Genomic DNA, 12,503 nt, shown 5'->3' with positions numbered 1-12,503 from the left:
TCGGTTGCGTCGGCGGTCAGCGCACGCCGTGCTGGATCGTGTGCGAGTGGTGGATGTCCGAGCGGCCCTGGGACGCCCACGCCGAGCCGCGACGCAGGTGGACCTGCTTGACGGTGGCGCGCTTGCCCAGGTAGGCCGCGACGGCGGCGGAGATCGCGAGCAGCACCTCGGGGCTGACCTCGTCGTCCCGGGCGGAGACCTTGGCCTCCAGGGTCTCGAGACGGGCGGTGAGGTCGGCGACCAGGGCCTGCAGCTCGGCGACGGTGGGTTCGCTCATGATGTGTCCTTCCGTGGCAGTCGGTCGATCAGAGCGGGATGAGGCCGTGCTTCTTGGCCGGACGCATGTCGCGCTTGCCGGCGAGCATCTCCAGCGAGCGCGCGATGTGACGGCGCGTGTCCGCCGGCTCGATGATGTCGTCGACGAGGCCGCGCGAGGCGGAGACGTACGGCGTGGAGAAGGCGTCGCGGTAGAGCTGGACCAGCTCAGCCCGCTTGGCCGCCGGGTCGTCCGCCTCGGCGATCTCCTTGCGGAAGACCACGCCCGCGGCCCCCTCGGCGCCCATGACGGCGATCTCGGCCGTCGGCCACGCGAACACGCGGTCCGCGCCGAGGTCCTTGGAGCACATGGCGAGGTAGGCGCCGCCGTACGCCTTGCGCAGGACCACGGTGATCTTGGGGACCGTCGCGGAGGAGTAGGCGAAGAGCATCTTGGCGCCGTGGCGGATGATGCCGCCGTACTCCTGCTGCACGCCCGGGAGGAAGCCCGGGACGTCGACCAGGGTGACCAACGGGATGTTGAAGGCGTTGCAGAAGCGCACGAACCGCGCGCCCTTGTCGGAGGAGTCGATGTCGAGGACGCCGCTCATCACGCTGGGCTGGTTGGCGATAATGCCGACCGTACGTCCCGTGATGCGGGCGAAGCCGACGACGATGTTGGGCGCGAAGCCCGCGTGCACCTCGAGGAAGTCGGCGCCGTCCACGAGCGAGCCGATGACGTCACGGACGTCATACCCCTTCTTGGGGTCCTCGGGGATCACGGTGTTGAGCGACTCGTCGGGCTCGACGTCCTCGAACCCGTCGACCAGCGGCGGCTCCTCGGTGTTGTTGCTCGGCAGGAAGCTCAGGAGCTTCTGGGCGATCAGGACCGCCTGCTCGTCGTCCTCGGCCATGAAGTGGGTGACGCCGGAGCGCGCCATGTGCGCCGCCGGGCCGCCCAGCTCCTCGGCCGTGACCTGCTCGCCGGTGACCTGCTTGATCACGTCGGGGCCGGTGATGAACATCCGGGAGCTCTTGGTCTGGATGATGAAGTCGGTGAGGGCGGGGGAGTATGCCGCTCCACCGGCGCACGGCCCGGCGATGATCGAGACCTGCGGGACCACGCCGGACAGCGCGACGTTCTGGAAGAACACCTTGCCGTAGCCGGACAGCGAGTCGATGCCCTCCTGGACGCGGGCGCCGCCCGAGTCGTTGATGAAGACGAACGGCGTGCCGTTCTCCAGGGCTGCGTGCAACGTCTTGGCGACCTTGGTGGAGTGCATCTCGCCGGCGGAGCCACCCGCCACCGAGAAGTCCTGGCTCGCCACGTGGACCGGGCGGCCGAAGACCGTGCCGGTGCCGGTCACGACGCCGTCCGCCGGCATGACGGCCTTGTCCATCCCGAACAACGTGGTCCGGTGCTGGGCGAACAGGCCCATCTCCTCGAAGGAGCCGGGGTCGACCAGGTCCGCGACCCGCTCGCGCGCGGTCTTCTTGCCGGCCTCGTGCTGCTTGGCGTGGCGCTTCTCGCCGCCGCCGGCCTCGACCGCGGCGCGGCGCTCGCGGAGCTCCGTGAGGCGGTCGGCCATCGTCTTGGGTGACTGGGGTGCCTTGCTCATAGTGAGGTTCCCTCTCCTGCCGTCAGGCCGGCTTCACGGCGACGGAGTGCTTCTTGCCGTCGATGGTGATCTCGTAGGTGATCGGGCCACGCACCGGGCCGGTCTTGCCGTCGCCCTGGGCGGCCGCGGCCTTCTCGGCCTCGAGCTCGGCGGGGTCCTTGCCGACGTTCTTGGGGCCCTCGGCGCGGCTGGTGAAGAAGCCGGGAGCGACCTTGGGGAACATCGCGTAGGTCAGGACGTCCTCGTCGCTACCGTCGAAGCCCTCGAGCGCGGCGGCGTCGGTGCGCAGCTGGTCCCACTCGTCCTCGATCAGGTCGGCGGGCCGCACGTCGATCGGCTCCTTGCCGGTCTGCTGCTTGGCCTTGTCGACGACCTCCTGGTCGAGCTCGCCCATGACCGAGCCGTAGTAGCCGAGCATCAGGTCGGCGAACTCGGCGGTCAGGACCTTGTAGCGGCCCATGAGGACGTTGAAGACGGCCTGCGTGCCCACGATCTGGCTGGACGGGGTGACGAGGGGCGGGTAGCCGGCGTCCTTGCGCACGCGCGGCACCTCCTCGAGCACCTCCTTGAGCTTGTCCCCGGCGCCCTGCTGCTTGAGCTGGGACTCCATGTTGGAGATCATCCCGCCGGGGATCTGGCTGTCGAAGATGTCCGTCTCGACGTTGAACGACGACATGAACTGCGTGTAGCGGGGCCGGATCTCGGCGAAGTGGTCCTTGATGCGACCGAGCCGCACCTTGTCCAGGTCGGCGATGTAGCCCGTGCCCTCGAGCATCTCCTGCAGGGACTCCGTGGGGTTGTGCCCCGGGCCGAGGGACAGCGAGGAGATGGCGGTGTCGACGACGTCGGCGCCCCCCTCGACGGCCTTCATCAGCGAGACGAGCGTGACGCCCGTGGTCGCGTGGCAGTGCACGTTGACCTGCATGTCCGGCATCTCGGCCTTGATCGCCCGGACCAGGTCGTAGGCCGGCTGCGGCTTGAGCAGCGCCGCCATGTCCTTGATGGCGATGGAGTCCACGCCGACGTCGCGCAGCTCGCGCGCCTGCCGGAGGTAGACGTCCACGTCGTGCAGCGGGCTGGTGGTGTAGCAGATGGTGCCCTGCGCGTGCTTGCCGGCCTTCTTGACCGCGGCGATCGCGCGCTCGACGTTGCGGGTGTCGTTGAGGGCGTCGAACGTGCGGAACACGTCCATGCCGTTCTCGGCGGCCTTCTCGACGAAGTGGTCCACCACGTCGTCGCCGTAGTGGCGGTAACCGAGGAGGTTCTGCCCCCGCAGGAGCATCTGGAGGCGGGAGTTCGGCAGCAGCCGGCGGAAGGTCCGCAGCCGCTCCCACGGGTCCTCGTTGAGGAAGCGGATGCAGGCGTCGAACGTCGCCCCGCCCCAGCACTCAACGCTCCAGTACCCCGCGTTGTCGATGTCCTCGCAGGCACCGACCATGTCCTCCAGGGCCATGCGGGTCGCCATCAGACTCTGGTGCGCGTCCCGCAGGGCCAGCTCCGTCACGCCGATCTGTCGCTGCTGTGTATCCACGCCTGCAATCCTGCCCCACGGGCCGCGGCGCGGCATCAGCGGGGTGGGTCTTAGCGGGGATCCTCAGGTGGTGTCGGCGGCGGTCATGACGCGGTCCCGGCCTGCGGCCTTGGCGGCATACATCGCCCGGTCCGCCCGGCGCAGCAGGTCGCGGGGCGTCTCCCCGCCGGAGGTGCTCGCGACGCCCGCGCTCACTGTCAGGTTGAGGGGGACCCCGACGATCTGCAGCCAGTCCAGCGCCGCGATCCGTGCTCGCAGTCTCTCGGCCAGCACGGTGGCCGCGTCGAGGTCCGTGCCCGGCTGCAGCACCGCCAGCTCTTCCCCGCCGTAGCGGGCCGCCACGTCCGACACCCGCACCTCGGTCTGCAGCATGCGGCCGAGGGCGTGGAGCACCTGGTCGCCGACCACGTGGCCGTGCGTGTCGTTGACGCGCTTGAAGTGGTCGAGGTCGAGCAGGATCAGGCTGACCGGGTGGTCCGCGTCGGCGGCGCGCACGTCGACGCGGAGGCGGTCGTTGAGCAGTCGGCGGTTGTGCAGGCCCGTGAGGTCGTCGCGGATCGAGATCTCCTGCACCATGCGGTGCTCGGACTTGAGCTCGCTGAACTCCGCCTCCAGCCGCTGCTGGCGCTCGCGGGCGCGGGCCGCCTCCCGCTCGACCATCTGCACGCGGTGCAGCACGACCAGGGCCGAGGCCCGGCGGCGGGCCATGGCGTCCTCGTGGGCGTCCTTGAGCTCCAGGTGGGACCGCAGCGTCCAGTAGGCCGACTCGTGGTCGCCCCGCCCGGCGTAGGCCTCGGACAGGATGTCGGTGAGCGCCAGCGTCTGCCGATCGGTGAGCGCGGACCTCGTGAGCAGCGGCTCGAGCAGCAGCACGGCCTCGTCCGGCCGCCCCAGGGCGGTCCACGCCCGGGCGACCTCGATGGTCACGTCGATCCGCACGGGCTGGCGGGCGGACTCGATCCGGTGCTGGGCGTCGGCCAGGAGCGCCTCGGCCTGCAGCGGGTGCCCGAGGTGGGCCGATCCGTAGGCCTGGAGCGCCACGGCGTGGGCCACCACGTCGTTGGTGTGGGCGCGGGCTGCGTGGTGCTGCGCGCGCCGCGCCTCGACGGTGGCCTCCAGCAGACGCTGCTGGTCGACCAGGGCGTGCGCGATGTCGAGGTGGGCATAGGCCTGGCCCTCCGCGTCGTCGATGCCCTCGAAGATCGCCAGGGCCCGTCGGAAGTCCCGCACCTGGTCGACCACGTCGACCCGGTCGAGGGCCGCGTTGAGCAGGCACTGCGCGACGAGCTGCACGTCGTTGGCCTGCCTGGCGATGCTGACCGCCTGGTTGAAGAAGCCGGCGGCATGGGCGGGCTCGCCGATCTCGGCGCTGACGTTGCCGAGCACGAGCTGGAGCCGGCCGAGCCAGACGTCCTCGAGCGAGGTGAGCGTCACGAGTCCCTCGTTGGCGAGGGTGAGGGCCTGCTCGTAGTCCTGGACCGCGAACCGGCAGGCCGCCTGCACCACGCGGGCGCGTGCCTCGAGCAGGTGGTCGTCCGTGGCGACCGCGTGACGGGCGGCCCGGTCGGCCAGGGCGGACGCGGTCTCCTGGTCCCGGTGACGGGCGTGCCAGGCCCGCTCGACCATGGCGCTGTGGTCGATGGCCGGTCCGCCGCCGGGCACGGGCAGAGCGTTCCGGGGCAGGCAGGGCTCGGTGGGCACCGGCCTCACCTCCGTCTCCGACCCTCGGCCGGCTACTTCCTCGTACTTCCTCGGCGCAGGCATCATGACAAAGCGTGGCCGCCCCCGCCAGGGTCCGACGCGCGCCGAGGCTGGAATCCGGCCGGTGCTACCTTGAGGATCCCGTCCGGACCCTCGCCGAGGAGCGCCCGTCATGACCGTGCCCGAGCCCGTCGTCCTCGTCGCCTGCGACAAGTTCAAGGGCTCGCTGGTCGCGACCGAGGTGGCCGAGCGGATCACCGTCGGGGTTCGTGGCGTCCTGCCCGGCGCCACCGTGCGCACGCTGCTGGTCGCGGACGGCGGTGACGGCACCATCGAGGCGGCCCTCGTCGCCGGCTACGAGGGGCGGACCACCACGACGTCGGGTCCGACGGGCCGACCGCTCCAGGCCCGGTATGCCGTGCTGGGGGCCACCGCCGTCGTCGAGCTCGCCGAGACCTGCGGGATCGTGCACCTGCCCGGGGGCCGGCTCGAGCCCCTCACCTCCACCAGCCGCGGGGTCGGCGAGGCGGTGCGTGCGGCGCTGGACGAGGGGTGCGCCGAGATCGTCCTCGGGATCGGGGGCTCGGCCAGCACCGACGGCGGCACAGGCATGCTGTCCGCCCTCGGCGTCCGCTTCCTCGACGCCTCGGGCCACGAGATCCCCGACGGCGCAGGGGGGCTCGCGTCCCTCGCCAGCGTCGACCTGTCGGGTCTGCACCCTGGCCTGGCCGACGCCCGCGTCGTCGTGGCGTGCGACGTCAACAACCCGCTGCTGGGCGACCGGGGCACCGCCGCCGTGTTCGGCCCGCAGAAGGGGGTCACCGCCCAGCTCCGTCCCCAGGTCGACGCCGGGCTGGAGCGCCTCGCGGACCTGCTCGCCGAGGCGATCGGCCGCGACTCGCGCGACGAGCCGGGTGCAGGCGCGGCCGGTGGCGTCGGGTATGCCGCCCTGCAGGTCCTCGACGCCGAGATGCGGCCAGGCGTCGAGCTGGTCCTCGACCTCGTCGGCTTCGCCGAGCAGGCCGACGGCGCAGACCTGGTCATCACCGGGGAGGGCTCCCTGGACGAGCAGTCGCTCATGGGCAAGACACCCGTCGGTGTCGCCGAGGCGGCAGCGCGCGTGGGTGTGCCCGTCGTGGCGGTGTGCGGGCGCTCCCTGCTCGCCGACGGCCAGGCGGAGGCGTCGGGCATCCGCCGCGTCTACGCCCTGACGGACCTCGAGCCGGATCCCGCGCGGTGCATGAGCGAGGCGGGGCCGCTGCTCGAGGCGCTGGCCGGCACCGTGGCGCGCGACCTCGCCGACGGCGGTCTCTGACGCGTCGCCGCCCCTGCATCGTTGGCGGCTGCCGTCCGCTGGCGCCGTTGGCGAGGGTGTCTCGGGTTGCAGGGTGAGACGGGTGGGGTGGGGCGAGACGGCGCGCACGACGCCCCCCGACCCCGCGTCGCGGCGGGGCCAGGGGGCGTCATACGAGCCGGGGTCAGGCCTGGGTGACCGGGGTGACCGGGCGCTTGCCGGCCAGGACGTCGAGGACGTTCTGCGCCGCGAGCTCGGCCATGGCCGTGCGCGTCTCGACCGTCGCCGAGCCCAGGTGGGGGAGCAGGACGACGTCGTCGCGGTCGATCAGACCCTCGTGCACTGTCGGCTCCGCCTCGAAGACGTCGAGCCCCGCACCCGCGATCTCTCCGGCCTCGAGCGCCGCGACGAGCGCGGCCTCGTCGACGATGGGTCCGCGGGCGGAGTTGATCAGGTAGGCGGTCTTCTTCATCCGCTTCAGCGCGTCGACGTCGACGAGGTGGTGCGTCGAGTCCATCAGCGGGCAGTGCAGCGAGACGACGTCCGAGGTCTCGAAGAGCTCGTCCAGCTCGACCTTGCGCGCACCCAGCTCCCCGGCCACGTCCGCGGCCAGCTCGTAGGCGTCGGAGTAGACGACGTCCATGCCGAAGGCCTTGGCGCGACGGGCCATGGCGATGCCGATCTGTCCCATGCCGACGATGCCGAGGGTCTTGCCCTGCAGGCCCATCCCGAGCAGGTAGAACATGCCCCACTGCCACGGCATGCGGGAGCGGATGACCCGCTCGCCCTCGCCGAACCGCCGCGTGACCATCAGCATCAGGCCGAAGGCCGTGTCCGCCGTGGTCTCGGTCAGGACCTTCGGGGTGTTGGTGGCGATCACGCCGCGGCGCTCGCAGGCCGGGACGTCGATGTTGTTGTAGCCCACCGCGACGTTGGCGACGACCTTGAGCTGGTCGCCGCACGCGTCCAGGAACTCGTCGTCGACCTTCTCGGTCAGCAGGGTGACGACGGCGTCGGCGCCGCGGACGGCCTCGAGGCAGGCCTCACGCGTGATGCAGTCGTCGGCGTCGTGGTAGAAGACGTCGTGCTCGGCCCGGAGGGCGTCGACGGCCGACTGCGGGATCTTGTTGGTGATGACGACCTTCATCGCGTTGTCCCCGCTCACTTGCTCTCGATCCAATCCTTGAGCTTGCCGAGGCCCTCGCGGATGCGGTCCTCGCTGATGCCGGAGTAGGCGAACCGGATGTAGTCGCGGTCCTCGCCCGGCTGACGGCGTCCGAAGTGGTTGCGCGTGCAGAAGGACACGCCCGTGGCGTGCAGCGCCTGCGTCGCGAAGTCGTCGACGTCCGCGGCGCCCACCTGCCGGACCGCCTCGGTGACGTCCGGGAACAGGTAGAACGTCGACTCCGGGGTCGCCACGTCCACGCCCGGGATCTGGTTGATGACCTCGCACGCGGCGTCGCGACGGCCGCGCAGGACGTCGAGCATGTCCTGGACCGGCTGCTGGTCGCCGGTGAGGCCGGCGATCCCCGCGTGCTGGATGAAGTGGGTCGTGCACGACTCGTTGTTGGTGTTCATGGTCGAGAACACCTGGGCCACCTCGACGGGAGCGATCCCCGCGCCGAGCCGCCACCCCGTCATCGCGAACTTCTTGGAGAAGGTGTAGAGGATGACGGTGCGGTCCGCCATCCCGTCGATCGACGAGATCGAGTGCGACTCACCGGAGTAGCGCGTCTCGAAGTAGGCCTCGTCCGACAGCACCCACAGGTCGTGCTCCTGCGCGATCGCGGCGATGGCCTCGCGCTCCTCCTGGGTCGACTCGGCGGAGATGGGGTTCTGCAGGTCGTTGTAGATGATCGCCCGGGTCCGGGGCGTGATCAGCGAGCGCACCTGCTCCAGGTCGATCGCGAAGCCGCGCTCGGTCGGGAGGTAGCGGTAGGCCTTGGCCACGCCGCCGAGGTACTCGATCTGCGACTCGTAGATCGGGAACCCCGGGTTGGGATAGAGGACCTCGTCGCCCTCGTCCATCACGGCCTGCAGGAACTTGGTGATCACCGGCTTGCCGCCGGGCTGGATCGCGACGTTTTCGGCCGTGTATGCCGTGCCGCGGAGCCGGTTGATGTCGGCGGCCATGGCCTCGCGCAGGGCCGGGATGCCGGGGCCGGGGCAGTAGCCGGTCTTGCCGTCCGCGATCGCCCGGTTCATGGCCTCGGTGATGTGGGCCGGGGTGGCCAGGTCGATGTCGCCGAGGTGGAAGGGGTAGATGTCGTTGCCCTTGGCCCCCCAGGCCGCCGCCGCGGCCGAGACGGCGAAGGCCGTCTCCGTGCCGAGGCGAGAAAGTCGTCGTGCCAGCGCCATTGCTGAATCTCCCTACGAGTGGTGTGTCGTCGGTGACGTGGATCGACCCCGGGTGCGGGACCGTCCTCCCTCGCACTGTAGCGACCCGGGGGCCGGACCCCACATCCCGGCTGCCACGGGACCAGTCAGGGCAGTCGGCGCACCGTCAGGATCTGCTCCGCCCGACCGATGGGTCCGTGCTCGTCGTAGAGGTCGGTCGAGGTCAGCCCGAGACCCGTCTCGCCGAAGGTGACCTCGGTGTCGAGGCCCAGCCAGCCGTGCGTGGGCGTGCGGAACAGGTGCACCGTGAGGTCGACGTTGGGGAACATCCACTCCCCGGGGTGCTGCCGCACCGCCACGCCGTTGGCGGTGTCGACCAGGCCCAGCAACCGCGCCACGTCCGAGGTCTCCTCGCCGCTGACGAGGTCCAGGTCGGTGCTGATCCACACCCGCCCCCGGCCGGGCTCGCCCCCGTCGACGGACCGGAAGTGCAGCGACCCGATGAAGCCGCCGCCCCAGACGCCCTCATAGCTGCGGGCCGCGACCTCGTCGTGGTGCGGCATCCCGGCGTGGAAGCCCCCCGCGACCTCGGCGGTGTCCTGCCGGACCAGCCGCCAGGCGGTGGCCCGCACCACGGCCTTGCTCCCGGCATACAGGGTCGCCTCGACGAGCTCGATGGTCCGCCCCGGACGCACCGTCTCGCACCGGACCTCGACCTCGGAGGCGGGGATCACGCCGAGGATGTCGTAGGTGATGCGCGCCAGCTGCATGTCCTCGCGCGGGGCGTGCCGTTCGACGGCGTGCGCGAGCAGGCCGGCCACGGGTCCCATGTGCTGCTCCCAGGGGTTCCAGGCGCCCTGGGCGTGCAGCGTGGGCTGGTACCTCCCGTCGCCGAGGGCGAGGTAGTAGGCGGGGGTGGTGGAGTCGAGAAGTGAAGGGTCCGGGCGGGTGGGTCCCGCACTGTCCGGGTGGGCGGGTGGCGCGGGCGTCATACGGCCACGCTAGACGGGCGAGGGGGCCTCTGACACCCTGTGGCCATGCCGGAGACCGAGCCCCGACGCCCCACCCCCGAGGGGTTGACCATCCGACCCGAGGACACGCGTGACCACGCCGCCGTGCGCGACCTCGTGGCGCGCGCCTTCGTGGAGGAGCCCACCGTCGCGGACCTGGTCAGCCTGCTGCGCGCCGACTCGGCGGCCGAGGCGGGGCACTCCTACGTCGCCGAGATCGGCGGCGAGGTGGTGGGGCACGTCATGATGACGCGGGCCTGGGTCGACGCCCTGCCGCGACTGGTCCGGGTCCTGGTGCTGTCACCCCTCTCGGTGGCCCCGGAGTGGCAGTCCCGCGGGATCGGCGGCGCCCTGGTCGAGTTCGCGCTCGCGGAGGCCAGCGGGGGCGACCACCCCCTGGTGTTCCTCGAGGGATCCCCGCTCTACTACACGCGATTCGGCTTCCAGCGTGCCTCGCGGCTCGGCTTCGTGGCCCCGTCCCGACGGATTCCCGACCCGGCCTTCCAGGTGGTCACCCTGCCGGCCTACGAGGACTGGATGACCGGCGCCCTCGTCTATCCGGACGTGTTCTGGCGCCTCGACGCCGTGGGGCTCCGCGGCGAGCAGCTCGCCGACGTCGAGGCCGCGCTGGGGGAGTAGGCCCTCTGCGTGCGCCCAGGGGTCTGGATCCGCTGGCGTCAGTGCGGCGGCGTCAGCTGCCGCGGGACGCACGCGTTGGCCCGCGCCTTGCCGGTCAGGTCCGGGAACAGGCGGGTGCAGGCGGCCTTGGCGGCGTCGACCGAGTCGAGACCGCCCGGGTCAGCCAGCGTCGCCCACACAGCACCGTGCGAGGTCACCGTGTTGTGCCCGAAGTCACTGGCCTTGAGGAGGAGTGTGGTCACCCCCTGCTGGGCCATCGCGCCGCTGAGCTGCTGGTGGCGCGACAGGATGTCGCGGGCCCGGAACGTGTGGGAGCCGTCGCCGGCAGTCTGGTAGGGATCGGTGATCCCTTCCCACTTGCTGTCCAACTGCAGCACGTAGCGCCCGTCCGTGCTGGTCGAGGACAACGATCGGGAGCGCAGATCTGCCAGCTCGCCGCGCGCCTGGTCGTCCACGGAGTCCTGCGTCGCCGCCTCGGGCTGCGGGGCGGCGACGGCGCCGCCGGGCAGGGGCCCGTTCGCCGGCCCGCCGGGATCGGCCGGCACCTGGGAGGGCGACGGGCGATTGGTCAGGGGCGTCGCCGACGACCCGGCCGCCTGCGACTGGGGCTGGGTGGCTCCGACACCCCCTGTGGCGGAGGTGGCTGCCGGTGACGCGGTCGCCGTGGCGGTCACGGTCGCGACCGCGGCGGCCGGTGATCCGCTGCTGCGCTGGGAGATGACGTATGCCGCGCCTACGGCGAGGGCCAGGGTCGCCGCTCCCGCCGCTATCGGCACGGCCTTGCTGCGGCGACGCGCGGGGTAGGGCGTCGCACCTGCTGGGGCCCCGGGCGGGAAGGCGCCGGGGTGCCCGGGATAGGCGATCCCGGGCTGCGGGGTTCCGGGGTAGGGCGTTCCGGGGTACGGGGTTCCGGGATAGGACGCTCCCGGGTAGGGGGCACCGGGGTAGGACCCTCCAGGGGAGGACGCGCCGGGATATGAACCACCGGGGTACGGCGTGCTGCGCGGGATCGCGCTCGCCGGCACGGCCATGGTGCCGACGGCGTCCTGCCCGCTCAGCCTGGGGTCGGCGACCATGACACCGGCCACCGTCGTGGTGGCGGGACCGGCGACAAGACTGCCGGCCGGAGGCTCGGTCAGTGGGGCGATGGCCGCCACCTCGGCCAGGTCGGACGTCAAGGGTTCCAGGGCCGCGGCGAGGTCACGGGCCGAGCCGGGACGCTCTGCGGGCTGCTTGTGCAGGAGCCAGGTGACGACGTTCCACAGGCCGTTCGGCATACCGCCCGGCCGGCCGGGCGCGCGCTCGGCGTGACCACGCAGCACTGCCATGGTCGAGGGGCCCTGGAACGGCGTTACGCCGCAGGACAGCTCGTAGAGCATGATCCCCAGGGCGTACAGGTCCGACTGGACGCTGGGTGAGGCGCCCTCCGCCAGCTCGGGGGCGAGGTAGTGCGGCGTGCCCACCAGGGCGGTGGAGGAGGACGCGGCGTCACCAGCCAGCTTGGCGACCCCGAAGTCGGTGATCCGTGGGGTCGGGGGTGTGGTGGAGGTGTCGAGGAGGATGTTCTCCGGCTTGATGTCGCGGTGAAAGATGCGCCTGTCGTGGATGGCCGCCAGGCCACCGGCGACCGCGGCGCCGATCCGGCAGACCTCTGCGGGAGGCAGCGTCCCCGACTCCTCGAGCGCCCGGCGCAGGTCGGTGCCCGGGACGAGCTCCATGACGATGGCCAGCGTCGAGCCCTCGGCTACGAGGTCCTCGACGGTCACGACGTGCTGGTCCCGCACGCTCGTGAGCAGCCGCTTCTCGCCGATGAACCGGCTCACCATGTCACCGTTGTCGGTCAGGTGCCGGTGGAGGACCTTGAAGGCCAGGTCCCGTCCCTCGTCGTCGACCCCCTTCCACACCTCACCCATGGACCCCCGCCCGATCAGCTCCGCGAGCTGGTACCGGCTTCCGAGAGCGCGTTCCTTGTCCATCTCTCCCCCTGGACGGCACCGTTCGTGGTTGGCCGCTTTCGTCGAGCCTATAGACATCGCCGGACGGCATGGTCCGGAACCGGGAGCGGGCGCGGAAATCGATGCGTGCACTGACCCAATGTAAGAGTCCCGTGGAGTGGT

10 protein-coding genes are annotated in these 12,503 nt (G+C 71.6%); 2 read left to right on the top strand and 8 right to left on the bottom strand.

The features are described 5' to 3' along the window. Positions 1–16: 16 nt before the first annotated feature. The 4 genes from B4K29_RS01240 to B4K29_RS01225 all read right to left on the bottom strand — a co-directional run bounded on the left by B4K29_RS01240 (position 17) and on the right by B4K29_RS01225 (position 5,106). On the bottom strand, positions 17–277 hold the full coding sequence (locus B4K29_RS01240) for a hypothetical protein (RefSeq protein WP_019285114.1): 261 nt from the start codon (positions 275–277) through the stop codon (positions 17–19). A gap of 28 nt (positions 278–305) precedes the next feature. Next, entirely contained in the window at positions 306–1,874 is a 1,569-nt protein-coding gene (locus B4K29_RS01235; protein WP_286966241.1) for an acyl-CoA carboxylase subunit beta, read from the bottom strand. 22 nt (positions 1,875–1,896) lie between these two features. Continuing rightward, complete coding sequence (locus tag B4K29_RS01230) at positions 1,897–3,405, bottom strand: methylmalonyl-CoA carboxytransferase subunit 5S (protein ID WP_286966240.1); 1,509 nt, start codon at positions 3,403–3,405, stop codon at positions 1,897–1,899. Positions 3,406–3,468: 63 nt separating this feature from the next. Further along, entirely contained in the window at positions 3,469–5,106 is a 1,638-nt protein-coding gene (locus B4K29_RS01225; RefSeq protein ID WP_239264321.1) for a GGDEF domain-containing protein, read from the bottom strand. 172 nt (positions 5,107–5,278) lie between these two features. Between B4K29_RS01225 and B4K29_RS01220 the strand changes: the two genes are divergently transcribed. Continuing rightward, a complete protein-coding gene (locus B4K29_RS01220; RefSeq protein WP_286961705.1) occupies positions 5,279–6,421 on the top strand; it encodes a glycerate kinase in 1,143 nt (380 codons plus the stop codon). 163 nt (positions 6,422–6,584) lie between these two features. Here the strand turns inward: B4K29_RS01220 and B4K29_RS01215 are convergent, their stop codons facing one another. The 3 genes from B4K29_RS01215 to B4K29_RS01205 form a co-directional block, all read right to left on the bottom strand. Then, on the bottom strand, positions 6,585–7,547 hold the full coding sequence (locus B4K29_RS01215) for a 2-hydroxyacid dehydrogenase (protein WP_286966252.1): 963 nt from the start codon (positions 7,545–7,547) through the stop codon (positions 6,585–6,587). A gap of 14 nt (positions 7,548–7,561) precedes the next feature. After that, positions 7,562–8,758, bottom strand: coding sequence for a pyridoxal phosphate-dependent aminotransferase (locus B4K29_RS01210; protein WP_029211518.1), 1,197 nt, complete (start codon positions 8,756–8,758; stop codon positions 7,562–7,564). Between the two features lie 125 nt (positions 8,759–8,883). Then, a complete protein-coding gene (locus B4K29_RS01205; protein WP_019285106.1) occupies positions 8,884–9,729 on the bottom strand; it encodes a thioesterase family protein in 846 nt (281 codons plus the stop codon). Between the two features lie 45 nt (positions 9,730–9,774). On the opposite strand from B4K29_RS01205, the gene B4K29_RS01200 reads away from it, so the two are divergent. After that, positions 9,775–10,386 carry a GNAT family N-acetyltransferase gene (locus B4K29_RS01200; RefSeq protein WP_286966238.1) on the top strand — a complete coding sequence of 204 codons (612 nt, stop codon included), beginning with the start codon at positions 9,775–9,777 and terminating at the stop codon, positions 10,384–10,386. A 38-nt stretch (positions 10,387–10,424) separates the two neighbouring features. Here the strand turns inward: B4K29_RS01200 and B4K29_RS01195 are convergent, their stop codons facing one another. Then, the gene (locus B4K29_RS01195; RefSeq protein ID WP_286966237.1) at positions 10,425–12,362 is read right to left on the bottom strand and encodes a serine/threonine-protein kinase; all 1,938 of its coding nucleotides are present in this window, start codon (positions 12,360–12,362) and stop codon (positions 10,425–10,427) included. Positions 12,363–12,503: the final 141 nt, after the last annotated feature.

The organism is Arsenicicoccus sp. UBA6765 (assembly GCF_002453335.1).
GTDB classification, from domain to species: Bacteria; Actinomycetota; Actinomycetes; order Actinomycetales; family Dermatophilaceae; genus Arsenicicoccus; species Arsenicicoccus bolidensis.
The sequence above is the reverse complement of the archived record's forward strand: the minus strand, read 5'-3'. Positions and strand labels throughout refer to the sequence as shown.